Raw genomic sequence first — 18,251 nt, 5'->3', positions numbered from 1 at the left:
GACGGTCGCAATGAGTGCAACGACGACAACAATCGACGACGAGGACGTCTCTGCTCAGGCGGACGCCGAGAACGACGTGGACGAGCAGTCGACCCTTGAGAAGGACGAGCTCTTCCACCTGCTCAAGAGCGAGCGTCGCCGTCGCGCACTGCGGTACCTTCTGGATGCCGAATCGGAACCCGTGCGGATGCGAACGCTGGCGGAAGCGGTCGCGGCCGAGGAGTACGACAAGAGCGTCGACCAGCTCCACACGGACGAGCGCCAGCGCGTCTACATCACGCTGTACCAGTCGCACCTTCCGCAACTCGACCGCGCGGGCGTAATCGACTACAACCAGAGCCGCGGACAGATCACCACGACACCGCTCATCGACGAGTTCGAGGACTACCTCGAGACGACCACGCGCACGGAGTCCTCGAGTTCGACGAACGACTCGCTCGTTCCGGCGCTCTCGGGCTTCGGTGGGGGCGGCATGGTCGCGATCCTCCTGCAGGCGGCCGGCGTCGCCTCGACCTTCGTCGTCGGCGTCCTCGCCGTCGCCATGCTCTCCGCGCTCGCGATCAGCACTCGATGAACGCGGCCGCCGAGCCGACCCGCTTCGACTAGCCCCGTTCCGATTAGTTTAAGGTCTGACACCAGTACTACCCGTATACACCGGAGTAGCGAACGATGAAACGAATACTGGGAACGCTGCTGGTCCTCGCTTTCCTCGCGGGCCTGACCGTCGCGCCAGTGGCCACTGCACTCCACGCCGACGCGTCCCAGGCGGGCCAGCAGCCAGCTTCGCTCCAGACCGAAGCGATGACCCAGTCGGACTCCACCGGGGAGATCACGTACTTCTCGATGGACGGGCGGGGGTACATCTACGGGCAGGAGGAACTCGTCGAGGACCACCCGGGCGTCCCCTTCGTCTGGGAGAGCGAGTCCCTCGAGACGAAGGTGACGCTCGAACCGCGACCGTCGACGAACACCAAGAAGGTCTGCGGTCGCATCCTCGACGAGCAGCACGAGGAGGTCGAGAGCATCGGCTGCACGAGCTGGAACTCCTCCTCCAGGAAGCGGCGGGCGACGCTCGAACTCTCCGCGTGGCCCGCCGGCTCCAGCGGCACCCACTACCTCCAGTACGCCTACCTCGAGGAGGTCCCGAACGGGACGGACGACTCGCAGGGGGGGAACGGACAGCAGTACGAACAGGTCGAGCACGACCGCTTCCAGACGGAGGTCTACGTCGTCAACAAGCAGGGCGACCTCGACGGCGACGGGCTCTCGAACGCCCGCGAGGTCGAGGCCGGCACCGACTTCACCCAGCAGGACACCGATGGCGACGGCGTCTCCGACCGCGCCGAGGTCTACCAGTACGGCAGCGACCCGCTGAAGTCCGACACGACGGGCGACGGCATCGACGACGGGACCATCGCCGGTTTCGGCCTGCCGCCGACCGTCCCCTACATCGTCCACGTCGTCGTCTTCGGGGGGCTCGTCGCGGTGGTCGCGGTGGCGGTCGGCAGCCTGAAGCTCTGGCGGCTGCTCCAGGAGTCCGACCGGCAGCCGCCGGCCGCCGCGCCGCCGCAGACCGCCAGCGCCCCCGGGCCGTCCGGGCCGCCCGGTCCGCCCGCCATGGACGGCGCGCCCAGATCGAAGGAGGACGAGGTGTTCAACGTCATCCACGAGCACGGCGGCCAGATGCGGCAGGCGGACCTCGTCGACGAGACCGAGTGGTCGAAGGCCACGGTCAGCCGCCTGCTGTCGACGCTCGAAGACGAGGGCCGCGTCGAGAAGATCCGCGTCGGCCGTGGCAACGTCGTGCGGCTCACCGACGCGGCCACCGAGGACTCCAACCTGGCGGGAACGGCCCAAGAGAGCGGGTGACCGGCCTCGCATCGACGGCCGGTAGCCCATACCGCGCCCCCAGGGCGTCGTCGTCTCGAGTGACGCTCCTACTCCGCCGTCGATTTCTGCTTCCGTCTGCCACGTTTCTCCCGGCAGCGAGCCGGTTCTATGCCCGCATTACTTCGACCAATTACCCGATTAACAGGCTGCTATGGACTGCCACCCGTGGCGACGCGTTCGCTGGAGACCGGTCGCTGAGCCGCCGACCGGACGTTTCCCCACCGGAAGCCGACCCGTAAAGGTCCGCCTGTGCCGGGGCCAGGGGCAGCCCACCGGGCCTCCTGTCGCTAAGTCGACTCATAATAAAACCCGTAGACGGTCTCCGATGGGATATGGTCGAGCGAACACAGTACCGTCCGAGCCGGAACGGCCACCCCGCCGACGTCCGCGGAGCGATCGCCGCACGCCACCACGGCGCGCCGAACGCGGGAGGTGGCCACTGATGTGCGGAATCATCGGCCGCATCGGCGAGGGTCGGGCCGTCGACGAACTCGTCACCGGCCTCGAGAACCTCGATTACCGGGGGTACGACTCCTCCGGGATCGCCGTCCGGAACGGCTCGGCGCCGGTCGTCGTCAAGCAGGAGGGCAAGATCACGGCCCTCCAGGAGCGCCTCGCCGAGCGGTCGCCGGAGGGCAACGCCGGCATCGGTCACACCCGCTGGAGCACCCACGGGCCGCCGACCGACGCCAACGCCCACCCGCACACCGACTGCGACGGCGACGTCGCGGTCGTCCACAACGGCATCATCGAGAACTACGACGAACTCCGCAGCGAGCTGCAGGCCCGCGGTCACGAGTTCACGAGCGAGACCGACTCCGAGGTCGTCCCGCACCTCATCGGCGAGGCCCTCCGGGAGGGCCACGACCCCGAGTCGGCGTTCCGCCGGGCCGTCGCGCAGCTCGAGGGCAGCTACGCCATCGCGGCCGTCGTCGACGACGACGAGGCCATCTTCGCGACCCGCCGCGGCTCGCCGCTGGTCGTCGGCTACGGCACCGACGGCTACTACGTCGCCAGCGACGTCCCCGCGTTCCTCGACTTCACCGACCGGGTGTCGTACCTCGAGGACGGCGACGTCGCCGAACTCCGCCACGGCGGCGTCACCGTCACCGACCCCGAGGGCGCCGAGGTCCACCGCGAGCGCGAACGCGTCGACTGGAACCCCGAGGACGCCCGGAAGGGCGAGTACGACCACTACATGCAGAAGGAGATCAACGAGCAGCCGACGGCCCTCGAGCAGACGATCAAGGGCCGCATCGACGTCGAGGCCGGGACCGTCGACCTCGAGGACTTCCCGCCGGGGGCCTTCGACGACGTCGACTCGGTCCAGATCGTCGCCTGCGGGACCTCCTACCACGCCGGGATGTACTTCGAGCTCCTCCTGAAGGAGGCCGGCGTGCCCGCGAGCACGCACCTGGCCAGCGAGTACGTCGCCGCGACGCCACCGATCGACGAGTCGACGCTGACGATCGCCGTCACCCAGAGCGGCGAGACGGCCGACACGCTCCGGTCGATCCGCCACGCAGCCGACTGCGGCGCGCGGACCCTCGCTGTGACGAACGTCGTCGGGTCGACGGCCGCCCGGGAGTGCGACGACGCGCTGTTCATCCGGGCCGGCCCCGAGATCGGCGTCGCCGCGACGAAGACGTTCTCCTCGCAGGTCGTCACGCTGGCGCTGCTGGCCGAGCGCATCGTCGAGGACCACCCGGACGGCGAGGCCCGCGAGGACCCCGCCGCGTTCCTCGAGGCGCTCCGGCGCCTCCCCGAGGACATCGAACGGACCCTCGAGGACAGCGACGCCCACGCGCTGTGCGACTACTGTCTCGACAGCGAGGGCGTCTTCTTCATCGGCCGCTCGCTGGGCTACCCGGTATCGCTGGAGGGCGCGCTGAAGCTCAAGGAGATCACCTACGAGCACGCCGAGGGGTACGCGGCCGGCGAGCTCAAGCACGGCCCGCTGGCGCTGGTCACCGAGCAGACGCCGGTGGTGACCGTGCTGACCGGCCGGAACGACGAGAAGACGATCAAGAACGCCAGCGAGGCCCGGACCCGCGGCGCGCCGGTGATCGTCGTCGCCAGCGAGGACAGCGCCTACGCCGACCGGGGCGACGTCACGCTGACGTTCCCCGGGACGCACCCGGACGTCGCCGGCCTGCTGGCGAACGTCCAGCTCCAGCTGCTGTCGTATCACACGGCCGACCGCCTCGGCCGAGCCATCGACAAGCCACGCAACCTGGCCAAGAGCGTCACCGTGGAGTAGGACGATGCCAACCGAACTATTCGGCGTCTTCGGCGGGCGAGACCGGTTCGAGCGGTTGCGCTCGTCGGAGCCCTTCGACGCGGTCGTCGAGGGCGACGCCGTGACCGTGGGTATCAACGATCGGTCGTTCGGCCGCCCTCAGCGGAGCGCCACCTACCAGGACGAGGACGGCTTCTGCGCCGTCTTCGGCGAGCTGTACCCGCCCGAGTGGGCCGAGTCCGACCCGGCGCGGTGGGTCTACCACCACTACCAGACGACCGGCGAGCGTGCGCTCGCCGACCTCAACGGGTCCTACGTCATCGTCCTCGAGTACGACGGCGAGGCGACGGTCGTCACCGACCAGCTGCGCTCCCGGGAGTGCTTCTACACCGCCGAGTCGTCGCCGGTGTTCGGCACCGACGCGGTCAACGTCGCCCGGACCGTCCGCAACCGGACGCTCGACCACGACAACCTGCTGGAGTACCTCTACCTGAGCGTCGTCCTCGGTTCGGGGACGCTGTACGAGGAGCTACAGCGGGTGCCCTTCGACGGCGTCCTCCGGGAGGACGGCGTCGACACCCTCGACCGGTTCGTCTACCAGCCGGAGGACTTCGACTACGCGGCCGCGCTGGCCGACCGGATGGAGCGGGCGATCGACCGCCGCACCGACGACCGCGGCTCGACGGGCCTGCTGCTGAGCGCCGGCTACGACTCCCGGTCGCTGCTGGCGGCGGCCGACGTCGACGTCTGCTACACCGTCGGCGAGAAGGACTCCGGTGAGGTCCGGGCGGCCCGCGAGCTCTCCGAGCAGTACGACACGCCGCACGTCGCGCTCCCGCCGGACGAGCGGTACCTGAACACCGACCCGGGGATGTGCCACTACACCCACGGGATCAAGGAGTCGCTGCACATCCACCACGCGGGCTACGAGTCCGAGATGCGGACCCGGAAGATGCTCCACGGCTGGATGTTCGACTCCCTGCTGCGGGAGCACTTCGTCCCCCAGCAGACCGTCGACGTGATGGGTCGGGTCCTCCCCCTGAACCGCCTCGCCTCCGACTTCAACCCCGTGGAGTTCGCCACCCGGAAGATGGGCTACCTGCCCGAGGCCGCCTCGGTCCACGACCGGTTCCGCGCGATGGGCGTCGTCGACTACGGCCCGGAGTCGTTCGTCGACGCCACCATCCAGCGGGAGTTCGAGGACTGCAAGCGGAAGGGCCAGTCGGTCCACGACACCGCCAACCGCTTCGGCGTGAAGAACATCCCGTCGGCGCCGTTCCGCCACCACCTGATCGACACCTTCGAGGAGTCGTTCGTCGCCGCCGACCTCGATCTGGTCTCCTGGCACCTCCGGACGCCGCCGGAGCACCGCAACACCGGGACGTTCCTCGAGGCCCTCGACCGGATGGACAGCAACGTCCGGGACGTCCGGCCGCCGGACCGCCCGCACGACCGGTTCATCTTCAACCAGGCCGAGAAGTTCCTCCGCAAGAAGCTGCCCGGCCTGGAGCCCTTCGGGACGCCCTGGCCGAACCGCCGGGAGATCTACGACGACAACCGCCTCGACGACGTGCTGTTCGAGGACCAGCCGTGGCTCCACGGCCACTCCCCGCGGTTCAAGCTCCGGTTCCACGACGTGCTCTGCTGGCTCGACGCCGTCGAGCAGAACACCGTGACGCCGGACGCGCTGTTCGACCGCCGCGTCGCGCCGCTGGGCGCGTGAGGTGGTCCGTTATCCTCGCTCGACGATTTCATTTCCACTGCCGACAGACGAAGAATCCGATACTCGGCGGTACGTAATCTTCTCGAGTAACCCGAATATGCCGGCTCTGACCCCTCCGATTGGAATCGGCCCGGATGTTCAAGTACGGTGACGGCATATCTCGAGGTATGAGCCAGGTGACGAGGCGGATCGTCCAGAACCTACACGACGAGCCACATCTCGAGGGTCGCCGAATCACCGTTCGTTTTCTCAGAGAACAGGTCGAGGAGCGGGGGCTCGAACTCAGGACGGTCGCCGACCGGCACGACCTCGACGTCGCCGACGTCTACCGGGCACTCACGTACTACCACGATAATCCCGAGGAGATGCGTACTGTGGAGCGAGAGCGTCGATCCGCCGTCGAGGAGCACGAGCACCTGACGATCGCTCCAGACGACGTGCGCGGCTAACGGGGTATCGCATTCAGGCCGACGAGAACGTCGAGCGCGCGACTGTCAATTACCTCCGCAAGCTCGACCACGACGTCGAGTGGATCGGCGACGTCGACGAACTCGGCTTCGGAACCGACGACGAGTCGATCGCTGCGGGACGTGACCCTCGAGTACGTCAGCCGGAACTGGCTGTGAACGGAGCGAAATTCGAACAGTTCTGTACGAGAGGGACGACCGCGTTCACCGATCGAGGACGTCGTGCTGCTCGTAGAAGGCCCGGACCCGGTCGTCGGCCAGCAGCGGGCGGTGGACCTGCAGCGACTTCGCCCCGGGGTAGCTGTTCCCCTCGATGATCTGGAAGCCGCCGGAGTCGTCGGTCGGGACGACGTCCCAGCCGACGTAGGGGACGTGGGCGTTCTCCGCCGCGATTTCGAGGACGCCGTCGCGGATGGCCTCCCAGCCGGGCAGTTCGACGCCCTCGATCTGCTCGCCGGTGTCGGGGTGCTCCGATCGGAAGACGAGGTCCTCCTCCGGGAGCTGCGCCGCGGCGCCGAGCGTCCCGGTCTCCACGTCGATCTCGGCGCTGAGCCCGCCCTTCGAGAAGTTGTCCATCGGCGCCGACCGGTCGGTCCCGGTCCGGAGGATGGCGATGGGGACGAACGGTTCGCCGTCGTCGTACATCGTGATGATGCGCAGCGTGTTCGTCGTCTCCGGGTAGATCGACGCGCCGAAGTCGAACTGCTCGACGTGCTCGCAGACGAGGTAGTCGTCGAGGCCCGAGACGAGGTCGTCGAACTCGGCGGCGGTCTTCGCTTCGCCGTTGACGCGGTAGTCGCCGTCGCGGTACGAGCAGAGGTAGACGTTCTGGCCGCCGCCGCCCTTGATCCACTTCAGGACGAGCCGCCCCTCTCGCTCGAGTCGGCGGGTGACCTCGGCGGTCGCGTCGCCCTGGTCCTCCGTGGTGACGGCCCCGCCGGCGGGCATCGGGTGCCGGTCCCCGGCGTTCGTGTCGGCGTCGCCGCCGACCGAGAGGAACCGGCCGTCCCGGACCATCCCGTACACGGCGGGGCGGTGCTCGTCGAACGGCGCGAGCATCCAGTGGAAGACGAGCTTGTTGGAGAGGGCGACGGTCCACTCGCCGTTGATCCGCGGCGTCCGCACGAACCGCTCGAAGTCCGTGAGGTACTGGCGGTGGCGGCCGCCCTCGAGGTCGTAGAGGTAGTCCGAGCGGCTGAGGAACCCCCGACGCCACAGCCACAGGCGCCGGCGGAGCGGCAGGTCGTACGTCTCCCGGGTGTCTAGTTCCGACCGGACGAGCCGTTGGAGCTTCGTCCCGGTGAGGTAGATGCTTCGGAGGGTCATCGCCTGGGACGACGGCCCCGCGAGCCTTCCTTATCGGTCACCTAACCCCGGGGAACAATCGAACCTCCTCGGCGTTCACGTCGACGCTCCCTGCGGAATTCGGGCGGTTCGGCCCCTCCTTCGCCTCGAGCCGTCCACCTTACCGGACGACGTCGACCAGCCGGACGGCGTGGTCGACGAGCCACGAGACCGGACCGAACATCGACGCCGTCGTGTTGGTCCCGCCACTGTCCGTCGGCGTCGGGCTGGTGGACTCCGTCGGCGTGGGTGTGGCCGTCCCCGACGGGGTCGGCGTGGGTGTCGAAGACGGGGTCGACGTCTGGCTCGGCGTCGCCGTTTGGGTCGGCTCCGGCGTCGGCGTGTCGGTCGTCGGCGGGAAGTCGATCCCGCCGCCGTCGTCGGTCGGCGTCGGCGTCGCTGTCGGCGACGGTGTGGGCGTCTCGGTCGGGGTCGGGGTCGGACTGTCCGTCTCGCCGGGCGTCGCCGTCGGCGTCTCGCCCCCGTCGGGGGTCGGCGTGGGCGTCCCAGCCTGGGACGGCGTCGGCGTGTCCGTCGCGCCGGGCGCGGTATCCCCGTTGGAGCCGTCGCCGTCGTCGAACATCCCTCCGAGGGAACCGAGGCCGACCGGCGCCGCCAGGACCAGCGCCGCGACGAGCAGCACGACTCCGAGGACCATCAGGACGTTCTCGAGCTGTTCCGTCGACGGTGAACCGAACGGTTTCGTTGACATGGTTGGGAGCGGGAACGGCAGCGAATCGGCGAGCGAGGCGAGTTCGTCCGTGTCGACCGCGCGGGTGCCGACCGCGAGCGCGGCGAACAGGAGGAACCCGGCCGGCGGGACCGCCAGGAGGGCGACCCAGGGGTTCTCGATGAGCCCGGCGAGGCCGACGATGGCCGCCGCCGAGATCGCGACCGTCGCGCCGACGCGGACCGGCCGGATGTCCTCGAGCGGGTCGAACCCGACGACGCGGGCCGCGGCGACGTGGACGACGAGCATCGACGCGTACCCGACGCTCGTGGCGACGGCGGCGCCGGACATCCCGTACCGCGGGATGAGCAGGAGGTTGAGGATCACGTTGACCAGGGCGGCGCCGCCGGTCGCGGCGACGAGCGCGCGCATGTCGCCCTTCCCCTGGCCGATGGCGAAGATGGGGCGGGCGACGGCGAAGCCGAGGGCGCCCGGGAGCAACAGCAACAGCGGCTCGACGGCCGGCGTGAACTCCTCGCCGTAGTACAGGGGTACGAAGACGTCCGCGAGCGCGGCGATGCCGATCGCCAGCAGCGCCGTCAGGAGGAACGTAAAGCGGGTCGTCCGCGAGGCCAGTTCGCTGATCTTCTCGGTGCGCCCCTTCGACCACAGCTCCGAGGTGGAGTGGACGAACACCGTCTGGAGGGCGACCGGCGCGAACCAGAGGAACTCCGCGAGCGCGAGCGCGCCCTTGTAGTAGCCGGTCTGTGAGCTGCCGGCCATCGGCCGCAGCATCAGCAGGTCGACGTGGTACAGCGACGTCAGGAGCAGGATGAAGACGATGGTGTAGCCGTTGAACGTCAGCATCTCCCGCGTCGGGAACTCCTCGGGGACCCGGTCGAAGACGCAGGTCAGCGACACGTGGCGGTTGACGACCGCCAGTCCGACGACCGCGACGAGGGAACTGGAGATGATCTGGCCGACGAGGACACCGGCGACGCCGTAGCCGAGGACGACCAGCCCGACGCCGAAGAGGGCGAAGCCGAGGTTCCGGACCACCCGGAGGACCTCGGCGTAGTGCTCCTTGCCGAAGCCCATCAGGGTCCGGCGGACGAGTTCGCGGAACTGCGCGGCGAAGACCATCGCGGCCAGCAGGTAGAAGTAGACCTCGAGGGACTCGTCGACGAACCGGCCGACGAGGCCGCTGACCGCCAGCAGCGTGATGACGGCGCTGCCGGCGACCGCCAGCAGCGCGGCGTGTCGGACGTAGAACCCGACGACGTGGGACTCCCAGTTCGGGATCGAGCGCTCCTCGACGACGAACTTCCGGACGCCGTCGCCGACGCCCGAACTGACCAGGATCATCAGGATGGCGAACACCGACATGAGGAAGGCGTAGTCGCCGTAGCGACTGCTACCGAGGTACCGCACCAGGATGGGCGTCGTCACGAGGGTGACGACGAACATCGCGACCTTGCCGCCGAAGACGGACAGGACGCCCGTCGCGAGACTCCGTTTCATGTGCTGTCGTGTCGGTGGCACCGCGGCCGGTAGCCGACCCCGACTACGTCGTTAGGTCTTCTTATTATCCGTGCGTTAAGCGGTTGGCGGTCCCAAGGCCGACGAGGAAACCACCCCACAGCGGGGTCGGAGCCGGTTATCGGGTTGTTACGGAGGCGACAGGAATTGAACGGTCGCGGTCGCTATTATCTAGCCCCGCGGAGGTCTTCACGGAATCCAATGGCCACTGTCGTCATCTCGGTCGACGCCGAACTCGCCTGGGGGTCCCACGACTTCGAGTCCGTCCCCACGGATCGCGTGGAGAGTGCCCGCGACGGCTGGCGGACGCTCCTGGATCGCTTCGACCGGTACGATATCCCAGCGACCTGGGCGATCGTCGGCCACCTGTTCCTCGCCGACTGCGAGGGCGAACACCCCGAACACCCCTCGCTGGACGGCTGGTTCGATGCCGACCCCGGCGGCCCGGCGTCGACCAGCAGCCGGTGGTTCGCCGACGGCCTCGTCGACGCGCTCCTCGACTCCCCGGTCGAGCACGACATCGGCGGCCACAGCTTCTCCCACCGGCAGTTGAACCCGGACCTGGACCGGGAGATCGCCCGCGCGGAGATCGCGGCGACCGCCGAGGCCGCCGCCGAACGCGGCCTGGACCTGGAGTCGTTCGTCCACCCAGGGAACGTGATCGGCCACTGCGACCTGCTCGGCGAGTACGGGTTCACCTGCTACCGGGGTCACGGCCCCGACCTCCCGTACGACGGGACGCCGGTCGAGCCCGCACGGAAGCTGCTCTCCGGGGCCGTCGGCGGACGGCCGCGACTCGTCGAACCGTCGATCGACGAGCACGGTCTCGTCGACGTGCCCGCGTCGCTGTACCTCTTCGACGTCGACGGCACGCCGAGACGGGCGTTGCACCGCGCCGGGTTCGACCCCGTCCTCGACCGCGCCAAGCGGGGCATCGAGGCCGCGGCCGAGCAGGACGGCGTCTACCACCTCTGGCTCCACCCGAACAACCTCGTCGAGGACAGCGCCGTCGACCGCGTCGAGCGCATCCTCGAGCACGTCGACGACGTCCGGGCCCGGTCGGACCTGACCGTCGAGACGATGGCGGCGGTCGCCGAGCGAGTGCGTGCGGACGCGTCGACGCCCACCGTATGACGGACTACGAGATACGGCCGTTCCGGTCGGACGACCGGGCGGCGTACCTCGACCTCTACGAGACGGTCCTCGACGCCGACCGCGACCCGGCGTGGTTCGAGTGGAAGTACGGCGCCGACAACCCCTACGTCGACGAGCCGGCCATCGTCGTCGCCTACCGGGACGGGGAGCTGGTCGGCGCCCGGTCGTTCTTCGCGCTGCGGATGGCCACCGGCGAGACGGCCCGCCTGGCGCTGCAGCCGTCGGACGCGATGGTCCACCCGGACCACCGCCGGCAGGGGCTCTTCTCGCGGATGACCCGCGACGCGCTGTCGAGGTACGCCGACCGGGCGCCGGCGTTCTGCTTCAACTTCCCCAACCATATGTCCCTGCCCGCCAACCTGAAGCTGGGCTGGGAGGTCGTCGGCGACCTCACGACCCACTACCGCGTCCACGACCCCGCCGCGCTGACGGACGCGGTCCCGGCGCCGCTGGCGTCCGCGCTGCAGGCCGCAGCGGATACGTTCTACCGCTTCCGGACCCCGGACGCCGCCGGAGCCGACCTCGCCGTCAGCCGGCAGGAGAGCGCTCCGGAGACGCTCGCGGCGCTTTATCGAACCGAACATGCCGGCGGGCACGCGACTGAACGTGCCGGCGGGCACGCGGACGGCATCCACGCGCTCCGCGACGAGACGTTCTACGAGTGGCGCCTCGCGGCCCCCGATTGGACCTACGAGACGTACGTCGCCGACCGGAGCGGCGAGCCGACCGCGGCGCTCGTCGTCGCGCGGGCCCACAGGGGCAGCGTAACGACGGTACGGATCCTGGACGCGCTGGCGGTCGGCGCCTCGAGCGACCGGAACGAGGCGTACGCCGCCCTGCTCGCGTCGGTCCTCGCGGACCACGCCGACGCTCCCCTCGTCGCGGTCCGGGGCGGGCTCCCCGATTCCGTCCTCCGCCGGTTCGGGTTCCTCCCGGACACGTCGCCGCCGCTGTCGCCGGTCTCCTCGACGACCACGATGGTCGCCCGGCCGATCGGCGACGCCGACTGGACCCTCGACGGCTACGACCTCCGGGACCCGGGGAGCTGGCGGCTCACCTTCGCCGAACTGGATTCGGCCTGAGCACCGGGTAGCTGGTTGGTGTGGTTAGCCGACGGAGAGACGACGGGCTGTTCTCGTCGATCCGCGTCGAAAAGAGGAACTCTCGTCGAGTGTGCGGCACTCGACGACGGTCAGTCAGACGTTAGAAGTCGGACTCGTTGTCCGTGCTGTTCGTGTCGTTACCCATGCCGTCGTCCGTGGTGTTGGTATCGTTCCCGAGACCGGAGTCGGTGTCGTTCTCGGTGCCGTTCTCGGTGTCGTTCCCGAGACCGGAGTCGGTGTCGTTCTCGGTGCCGTTCTCGGTGTCGTTCCCGAACCCACCTTCTTCGGTCTCGGTCTCGTTGTCGCCGCCGCCCAGACCGCCGTCTTCGGTCTCGGTACCCTCGCCGTTGCCATTGCCGTTGCCGGAGTCGCCGCAACCCGCGAGACCGACCGCACCCGCAACGCCGACTGCAGTGATGAACTTCCGTCGCCGCGTGTCGATTGTGTCTTTCATGGGTTGTACCCACCCTACGTACGGTGTCGAGGGTTATTCGTTATATCTCGCGTAGACTCCCGTGAACTGTTCCCGCCTCCGGAAACCGGGCGAAACTGGGCTGTAAATCGGATGAAAACAACCTCATAACTGGTCAAATTAGATAAAAATATCGTATATAACCTACGTTCGGTAGAAAAAGAGGGTTACTCGGAGTGCTGGAACATCCCGTTCGTTCGCCGCCGTAGTGCCCGGATACTCCCGGTAATTTACCACGAGAATGGCCACGATATACCGCTTTGGTTGTCACGACCGGCGTGGTAAGCGGCGGCTCTCGCCGCCTCGCTCGCGAACGCCCGCTCGCGTGCTAGACCGTGACTCGGCGGGGACGTAGCCCCGGCCAGCCGGCGAGAGCGCGCGGTAACCTCACGTTTATACGGGGCGTGGCCGCCGAGTGGAAGGAATAAAAACCGTCCTGGCGGTACGGTGCGCGTATGAACCTGCTCGACCTCTTCGGCGGCGCCGGGGAGACCGACGAGGTCCGCGCGGTCGCCACCGCGCTCGCCGGGATGGAGCGGGACCTCCACGACGCGGTGCAAGACCACTACGAGGCGCTGGGCGTCGATCCGCCGACCGACCGCCAGCCGGTCGAGGAACGGGTTGAGGAGCTCTGCCTGCTCGTCGAGCACCACTTCCAGGACGACCTCTGGGGGTTCTACGCCGCCGAGCAGGCGCCGGAGGCCCTGGAGAACGCCGAGGCGGCCCGCGCCCACGCCGGCAAGAGCGACGCCGCGTGGGCGGAGACTATCGAAGAGTGGGCCGAGAAAGCGGGTTCGGACGACGACGTCGAGGCCGGCGGGGCCGAACGCGAGCGCGCCGACCGCTACGCCCGCGATCGGTTCGGCGTCGACCTGGAGACCTTCGAGCGGCACGTGGTCGGATGGTCCCGTGAGCGCACGCTGAAGAACGCGCTCCGCGCGCCCATCGACGCCGACGTCCGCCGGATCCGGCTGGCCACCGAGGTCATCGAGGAACTGGAGGAGTGACGGCTGCGCGGCTGTACGGTGAGCGTCGGCAGGAAACGCCGTCGGCTCCGTGCCACGGCGGCGCGGCGTTCGGTTATGTCAGAGGCGAACAGCCGGCCATTGTGGGAGACGACCGCCGCGGTGGAACCGACCATCTGGTCGGAGGCACGTGTCGGTGTTTAGTGTACTGCCCAATATATTTGGTTCTCCCTGTCGCTCGAGGACGGAATGGGACGATAGAACGGCTCTAGCGGCTATCTTCGGATTGCGAGTGGTGGGCACAACTAACGGTCCGTCGGGTCGGTCTCTGTCGACGTACTTTCCGGATGACTAGACGTGTCGCCCAGCTGGGTATATAATTAAAAACCACCTCGGATTACCGGAGACAGGGTCAATCGGGCCGCGGCGAATATTCGCACGTTACGATGTCACAATCCGACACCGACGTCGACGCGGCGGGCGAGACCGTCTACTTCCCGAGCCAGAAGTGGTTCGCTATCTACGAGCAGCGCATCAACGAGAACGAGGAGTACGCCGAGCAGGCCTCCGACTGGGGGACCGACTTCAACGGCGACTTCATCTTCGAGATGCGCGACATGCCCATCGACCAGATGGACACCGAGGCGATGCCCGAGGAGCTCCGGGAGGACCTCGAACGGTACGTCAACGAGGAGAACGGCTCCTACGTCGGCTACGGGTACCTCGGCCTCGAGGGCGGCAAGTGCACCGGCGCCGAGCTCGTCGAGGACAAGGACGAGGTAGACGTCGGCTTCGTCCTCTCGGCCGACAGCGACACCTGGAAGCAGCTCATGCGCGGCGACATCGGCGTCGTCGACGGCATGATGTCCGGCCAGTTCGAGATCGACGGCGACATGCAGAAGGTCATGCAGTACTCCCAGTCCGCGGTCCTGCTGACCGATACGGCCGCTGACATCGACGCCAAGTTCGCCGACGAAGAGTTCGAGCAGTAACGCTCTCCGCCCCTTCTCCGTCTTCGACGATCGCCAGGTAGTGAGTCCTGCGTCACCGATAACGCCAGAACCAGACTACGGTTCGCGAACGGACGGCGGACCCGGTATCTGCCTACTCGGCGCGGGCCTTCAGTTCCTGCCGGTCGGTCTTCCCGATGTCGGTCAGCGGCACCTCGTCGACGAACTCGACCTCGTCGGGGACGGCCTGTCGGGGCACCCGGCCGTCGAGGTACTCGCGGACGTCGTCTGCGGAGACGTCGGCGCCGTCCTCGGTCTCGACGTAGATCTTCACGCGCTCGCTGCCCGGGCGGTCGGGGTCCGGGATGCCGACGGTCGCGGGCCGGCGCACTCCGTCCATCCCGAACAGCTCCTCGTCGACCTCCTCGGCGTAGACCTTCAGCCCCGAGACGTTGATCATGTTCTTCACGCGGTCGACGACGTAGAAGCGGCCCTTGGGGTCGATCTTGGCGACGTCGCCGGTGGCGACGAAGCCGTCCTCGTCGAAGGGGTCGTCGGCGTTCAGGTAGCCCTTCATCCGCTGGGGGCCGTTCAGGAGCATCTCGCCCTCGCGCTCCTCCTCGATGGCCTCCTCGAGGGGGATCTCCTCGCCGCTGTCGACGTCGAGGAGCTTCACGTCGGTGTCGGGGACGGGGACGCCGATGGAGGGCTGGTCGAAGCCGAGGTCGTCGGCCGGCCGGCCGGTCAGCGCCTCCTGGATGCCGGAGATGTCGAAGTGGGTGATCGGCGACATCTCCGAGAGGCCGTACCCCTGGGAGATGCCGGAGGACTGCTCGTCGAAGCGGTCCTTGGTCTCGCCGGCCAGCGGCGCGGAGCCGGAGAGGCCGATGACGTCGTGTTCGAGTTCCTCCTCGACGATCTGCATGAACTGCGTCGGGACGCCGAACATGATGAGCGGCTCGTGCTCGGCGATGTGCGAGCGGATCCGGTCGGTGTCGCGGGCGTCGGGGACGAGCAGGACGTCGAGGCCGAGCGCGACGAGCATGTTGGCCACGGAGTAGCCGTAGGAGTGGTACATCGGCAGCGCCATCACGCCGGCCTCGGAGCCCCGCATCAGGTCGGGGAGCCGCCCCTGGGCGGCGATCGGCTGGAGGGCGTTGGCGACGAGGTTGCGGTGGGTCAGCAGACACCCCTTCGGCTTCCCGGTCGTGCCGCCGGTGAAGAGGATGGTGTGGGTGTCGTCGGGCGCGAGGTCGACGTCGTCGGGCTCGCCGCCCTCGGCCAGCAGGTCGGGGAGCCACTCGGCGCCGTCGACGGGGTCGTGCTCGGGCGGGTCGCCGGCGTAGTCGTCCAGCGTGGTGAGGACGAGGTGGTCGATGCCGACCTCGTCGCGGAGCGTCTCGAGGAGGTCGCGGTGCTCGTCGTGGCCGACGAGGACGTTGGGTTCGCTCTGCTCGAGCCGGTAGACGAGGTCCTCGTCGGAGTCGAGGAAGTCGTTGGGGATGTGGACGCCGCCGGCCCGCGAGATGGCGTTGCTGGCGACGACGAACTGCGCGGACGTCGGCAGCACCGTGGCGACGCGGCCGCCCTTCTCGACGCCGCGGGCCTGCAGCGCGGCCGCGAGCGCCTCGACGTCCTCGAGGAGCTCCGGGTAGGTGATCTTCCGGTCGGCCTGGACGACCCCCTGCTCGGGGTACTGCTCGGCGGCGTCGTAGAGGAACTGGTGGACGGGGTGGTCGGGGTACGGTTCGAGCGTCTCCTCGATGCCGTAATCCTCGTACTCGCGGTGCCACGGGCGGGACTGGCTCATACACTGTGGATGCGTCCCGCTCCCGGAAACCCTACGTACTCGTATGGGAGGGCGTTTATTCGGCGCCCGACGGGCGCCGCCCGTCGTCGCCGACGGCGTCGGGTTCGCCCCGTCGAGCCGTTCTCTCCGGCGCGTTCCCGGGACCGGCCCCCTCCAGGTGAGCCACCGCGGCCAGCAGCTTGTCGACGACCCACGCGCCGACCAGCACGCCGAGCACCAGCAGGTGGGGGTCGGCCAGCGAGACGAGCAGGGCGTCCGTCGCGACCGCCGCGAAGCTTGGGGCTCCCATCACGATCGAGGATCGGAGCGCCGGCGGGAAAACGGCTGCTAGGAGGACGAGGTGACGGACAATAGCGCTCTATAGTCGTGAGCCGGTCCCGATGCGTCGGTCGATTGGTCGGGTCGACGTCGGTCCGGCCGACGCTACGGCGCGATGGCGGCCATCACCTTCGCCTCGATCTTCCGGAGGTGCTCGCCGACGGTGCCGTCCGAGCGGTCGAGGAAGTCCGCGATGTCCTGGTGGGTCGCCTGCCGCGGGACCTCGTAGTAGCCGACCTCGAGGGCCGCCTGCAGCGTCTCCTGCTGGCGGTCGGTGAGCATCGCGAAGAGCCGCTCCTCCTCGGGGACGTAGTCGCTGATCTGCTCGAGGTTGAGGCCGATGCCGTCGGGGACCTGCGGGATGACCTCCCGGATGACGTCCTCCTCGCCGACGATGTGGGCGCGGAGGCCGCCGTCGGCGGTGTACTCCAGCGGCATGTCGAGGATGAGCTCGTACTCGCGGAAGAGCCCCAGGAGGTCGACGATGGTCTGGTTCGGCACGAAGTGCGAGTAGATGGTGATGTGGTTCTCCCCCTCCGAGAGCTGGTAGTCGAGGATCTCCTCGGACTCCTCGGCGATCTCGCGGGCGCGGTCGGCGTCCCCGGAGAGCTGGAAGAGCGTGATGGCGGTCCCGTCGTCGAGCAGGCTGATGTTGTGGAGCAGCTCCCGGCTGAGGTTCGGCTCCTCGGCCAGGATCTCGTCGACGGGGTGGAGGCCGCCCTCGCGCGGGGTGATGACCGTCCGGACGTAGCGCATGGTAGAAGGTACAGGGGGTTCCCGGATATAAACACTTGGCAACGGTGAGACCGGCGGGAAGCGACCGGGCGAGACCGGCGTGACCGACGCGGCCGTTACCGCGTGGCTTCGCTCCGGTAGCGGGACTGTACTCTCGGCGGCGACCGTTCCAGCGTCCGAAACGCCCGTCTGACGGCGCCTCAGCGGTCTGTCATAAATATCCACCCATGGGAGGGGCAACCGACAGGGACGAATCCGAGAAAGTACCGGGTAGACGGGGTCCGACCCCGACTACGTACCTATGACAGACGACATCGAATCCAGGATCGAGGAATCGCTCGACAAGGACCAGGACGAACTCGCCGAGGACATGCCGGAGCTGCTCGACGAGGTCGACGGCCAGGTCCGCGAACTGGTCGAGGCCAACCCCGAGCTGTTCGGCCGTCTCGTCGGCCGCATGGAGGAACTCGACATCGCGGAGTTCGTCGAGGAGAACCCCCAGACGGCCGACCAGTTCCAGGACCTGCTGTGGACGGGGATGGAGGTCCTCGTCGAGCAGTCCCCGGAGGTCCAGGAGGAGATCGCCCAGGACATCACCGTCAACTTCGAGGCCGACGACGCGCCGATGACGGGCCACCTCGAGGTCGACGGCTCCGCCCAGACCATCACCGGCGGCGCCGGCCACCTCGACGACCCGACCCTGGAGATCACCGGTCCCGCCAACAACCTCGTGGGCCTGATGACGGGCTCCGTCGACCCCGTCCAGGGCTTCATGAGCCAGCAGTACGAGATGGACGGCCCGGTCGCGCAGGGCACCCAGCTGGCGCCGGTCATGAGCAACCTCTCCGACAACATCCCCTCCGAGTCGTAA

16 protein-coding genes are annotated in these 18,251 nt (G+C 68.5%); 10 read left to right on the top strand and 6 right to left on the bottom strand.

The genetic code is table 11. The features are described 5' to 3' along the window. The first annotated feature begins 10 nt into the window (after window positions 1–10). The 5 genes from HWV07_RS10415 (at window position 11) to HWV07_RS10395 (ending at window position 6,301) form a co-directional block, all read left to right on the top strand. On the top strand, window positions 11–574 hold the full coding sequence (locus HWV07_RS10415) for a DUF7344 domain-containing protein (protein WP_178334237.1): 564 nt from the start codon (window positions 11–13) through the stop codon (window positions 572–574). Window positions 575–669: 95 nt separating this feature from the next. Then, a complete protein-coding gene (locus HWV07_RS10410; protein WP_178334236.1) occupies window positions 670–1,869 on the top strand; it encodes a DUF7343 domain-containing protein in 1,200 nt (399 codons plus the stop codon). Window positions 1,870–2,332: 463 nt separating this feature from the next. Continuing rightward, complete coding sequence (gene glmS / locus HWV07_RS10405) at window positions 2,333–4,150, top strand: glutamine--fructose-6-phosphate transaminase (isomerizing) (protein ID WP_178334235.1); 1,818 nt, start codon at window positions 2,333–2,335, stop codon at window positions 4,148–4,150. A gap of 4 nt (window positions 4,151–4,154) precedes the next feature. After that, window positions 4,155–5,852 (top strand): asparagine synthase-related protein, encoded by a 1,698-nt coding sequence (locus HWV07_RS10400; protein WP_178334234.1) that lies wholly within the window; start codon window positions 4,155–4,157, stop codon window positions 5,850–5,852. A gap of 167 nt (window positions 5,853–6,019) precedes the next feature. After that, on the top strand, window positions 6,020–6,301 hold the full coding sequence (locus HWV07_RS10395; RefSeq protein WP_178334233.1) for a DUF433 domain-containing protein: 282 nt from the start codon (window positions 6,020–6,022) through the stop codon (window positions 6,299–6,301). 222 nt (window positions 6,302–6,523) lie between these two features. Here the strand turns inward: HWV07_RS10395 and HWV07_RS10390 are convergent, their stop codons facing one another. Together HWV07_RS10390 and HWV07_RS10385 are read right to left on the bottom strand one after the other, a co-directional pair. Then, complete coding sequence (locus HWV07_RS10390) at window positions 6,524–7,645, bottom strand: sugar-transfer associated ATP-grasp domain-containing protein (protein WP_178334232.1); 1,122 nt, start codon at window positions 7,643–7,645, stop codon at window positions 6,524–6,526. A gap of 139 nt (window positions 7,646–7,784) precedes the next feature. Next, window positions 7,785–9,854, bottom strand: coding sequence for a lipopolysaccharide biosynthesis protein (locus HWV07_RS10385; protein ID WP_211694102.1), 2,070 nt, complete (start codon window positions 9,852–9,854; stop codon window positions 7,785–7,787). Between the two features lie 219 nt (window positions 9,855–10,073). Between HWV07_RS10385 and HWV07_RS10380 the strand changes: the two genes are divergently transcribed. Both HWV07_RS10380 and HWV07_RS10375 read left to right on the top strand, forming a co-directional pair. Beyond that, window positions 10,074–11,006 (top strand): polysaccharide deacetylase family protein, encoded by a 933-nt coding sequence (locus tag HWV07_RS10380; RefSeq protein WP_178334231.1) that lies wholly within the window; start codon window positions 10,074–10,076, stop codon window positions 11,004–11,006. Continuing rightward, entirely contained in the window at window positions 11,003–12,109 is a 1,107-nt protein-coding gene (locus tag HWV07_RS10375; protein WP_178334230.1) for a GNAT family N-acetyltransferase, read from the top strand. The genes HWV07_RS10380 and HWV07_RS10375 overlap by 4 nt, the downstream gene beginning before the upstream one ends. A gap of 121 nt (window positions 12,110–12,230) precedes the next feature. On the opposite strand, the gene HWV07_RS10370 is transcribed toward HWV07_RS10375, so the two are convergent. Next, window positions 12,231–12,584: a hypothetical protein gene (locus HWV07_RS10370; RefSeq protein ID WP_178334229.1), complete on the bottom strand. Its 354-nt coding sequence runs from the start codon at window positions 12,582–12,584 to the stop codon at window positions 12,231–12,233. A gap of 473 nt (window positions 12,585–13,057) precedes the next feature. Here HWV07_RS10370 and HWV07_RS10365 point away from each other — a divergent pair, with 473 nt between their 5' ends. Beyond that, complete coding sequence (locus HWV07_RS10365) at window positions 13,058–13,609, top strand: hypothetical protein (protein ID WP_178334228.1); 552 nt, start codon at window positions 13,058–13,060, stop codon at window positions 13,607–13,609. 404 nt (window positions 13,610–14,013) lie between these two features. Beyond that, on the top strand, window positions 14,014–14,559 hold the full coding sequence (locus HWV07_RS10360) for an SCP2 sterol-binding domain-containing protein (protein WP_178334227.1): 546 nt from the start codon (window positions 14,014–14,016) through the stop codon (window positions 14,557–14,559). Window positions 14,560–14,671: 112 nt separating this feature from the next. On the opposite strand, the gene HWV07_RS10355 is transcribed toward HWV07_RS10360, so the two are convergent. The 3 genes from HWV07_RS10355 to HWV07_RS10345 form a co-directional block, all read right to left on the bottom strand. After that, window positions 14,672–16,327 (bottom strand): AMP-binding protein, encoded by a 1,656-nt coding sequence (locus HWV07_RS10355; RefSeq protein ID WP_178334226.1) that lies wholly within the window; start codon window positions 16,325–16,327, stop codon window positions 14,672–14,674. 55 nt (window positions 16,328–16,382) lie between these two features. Then, the gene (locus HWV07_RS10350; protein WP_178334225.1) at window positions 16,383–16,616 is read right to left on the bottom strand and encodes a hypothetical protein; all 234 of its coding nucleotides are present in this window, start codon (window positions 16,614–16,616) and stop codon (window positions 16,383–16,385) included. A gap of 134 nt (window positions 16,617–16,750) precedes the next feature. Further along, window positions 16,751–17,401, bottom strand: coding sequence for a helix-turn-helix domain-containing protein (locus HWV07_RS10345; protein WP_178334224.1), 651 nt, complete (start codon window positions 17,399–17,401; stop codon window positions 16,751–16,753). 280 nt (window positions 17,402–17,681) lie between these two features. Here HWV07_RS10345 and HWV07_RS10340 point away from each other — a divergent pair, with 280 nt between their 5' ends. Further along, window positions 17,682–18,251 (top strand): SCP2 sterol-binding domain-containing protein, encoded by a 570-nt coding sequence (locus HWV07_RS10340; RefSeq protein ID WP_178334223.1) that lies wholly within the window; start codon window positions 17,682–17,684, stop codon window positions 18,249–18,251.

Source organism: Natronomonas salina, from assembly GCF_013391105.1.
GTDB classification, from domain to species: domain Archaea; phylum Halobacteriota; class Halobacteria; order Halobacteriales; family Haloarculaceae; genus Natronomonas; species Natronomonas salina.
Note: the sequence above shows the minus strand (reverse complement) of the source record. Positions and strands in the feature narration are given on the sequence as shown.

Excerpts from the sequence above, each read along its gene's own strand:
- HWV07_RS10355 (WP_178334226.1), bottom strand. The coding sequence starts at position 16,327 with ATGAGCCAGTCCCGCCCGTGGCACCGCGAGTACGAGGATTACGGCATC.
- HWV07_RS10370 (WP_178334229.1), bottom strand. The coding sequence starts at position 12,584 with ATGAAAGACACAATCGACACGCGGCGACGGAAGTTCATCACTGCAGTC.
- glmS (WP_178334235.1), top strand. The coding sequence starts at position 2,333 with ATGTGCGGAATCATCGGCCGCATCGGCGAGGGTCGGGCCGTCGACGAA.
- HWV07_RS10365 (WP_178334228.1), top strand. The coding sequence starts at position 13,058 with ATGAACCTGCTCGACCTCTTCGGCGGCGCCGGGGAGACCGACGAGGTC.
- HWV07_RS10395 (WP_178334233.1), top strand. The coding sequence starts at position 6,020 with ATGAGCCAGGTGACGAGGCGGATCGTCCAGAACCTACACGACGAGCCA.
- HWV07_RS10385 (WP_211694102.1), bottom strand. The coding sequence starts at position 9,854 with ATGAAACGGAGTCTCGCGACGGGCGTCCTGTCCGTCTTCGGCGGCAAG.
- HWV07_RS10400 (WP_178334234.1), top strand. The coding sequence starts at position 4,155 with ATGCCAACCGAACTATTCGGCGTCTTCGGCGGGCGAGACCGGTTCGAG.
- HWV07_RS10375 (WP_178334230.1), top strand. The coding sequence starts at position 11,003 with ATGACGGACTACGAGATACGGCCGTTCCGGTCGGACGACCGGGCGGCG.
- HWV07_RS10390 (WP_178334232.1), bottom strand. The coding sequence starts at position 7,645 with ATGACCCTCCGAAGCATCTACCTCACCGGGACGAAGCTCCAACGGCTC.
- HWV07_RS10360 (WP_178334227.1), top strand. The coding sequence starts at position 14,014 with ATGTCACAATCCGACACCGACGTCGACGCGGCGGGCGAGACCGTCTAC.
- HWV07_RS10380 (WP_178334231.1), top strand. The coding sequence starts at position 10,074 with ATGGCCACTGTCGTCATCTCGGTCGACGCCGAACTCGCCTGGGGGTCC.
- HWV07_RS10345 (WP_178334224.1), bottom strand. The coding sequence starts at position 17,401 with ATGCGCTACGTCCGGACGGTCATCACCCCGCGCGAGGGCGGCCTCCAC.
- HWV07_RS10340 (WP_178334223.1), top strand. The coding sequence starts at position 17,682 with ATGACAGACGACATCGAATCCAGGATCGAGGAATCGCTCGACAAGGAC.
- HWV07_RS10410 (WP_178334236.1), top strand. The coding sequence starts at position 670 with ATGAAACGAATACTGGGAACGCTGCTGGTCCTCGCTTTCCTCGCGGGC.
- HWV07_RS10415 (WP_178334237.1), top strand. The coding sequence starts at position 11 with ATGAGTGCAACGACGACAACAATCGACGACGAGGACGTCTCTGCTCAG.
- HWV07_RS10350 (WP_178334225.1), bottom strand. The coding sequence starts at position 16,616 with ATGGGAGCCCCAAGCTTCGCGGCGGTCGCGACGGACGCCCTGCTCGTC.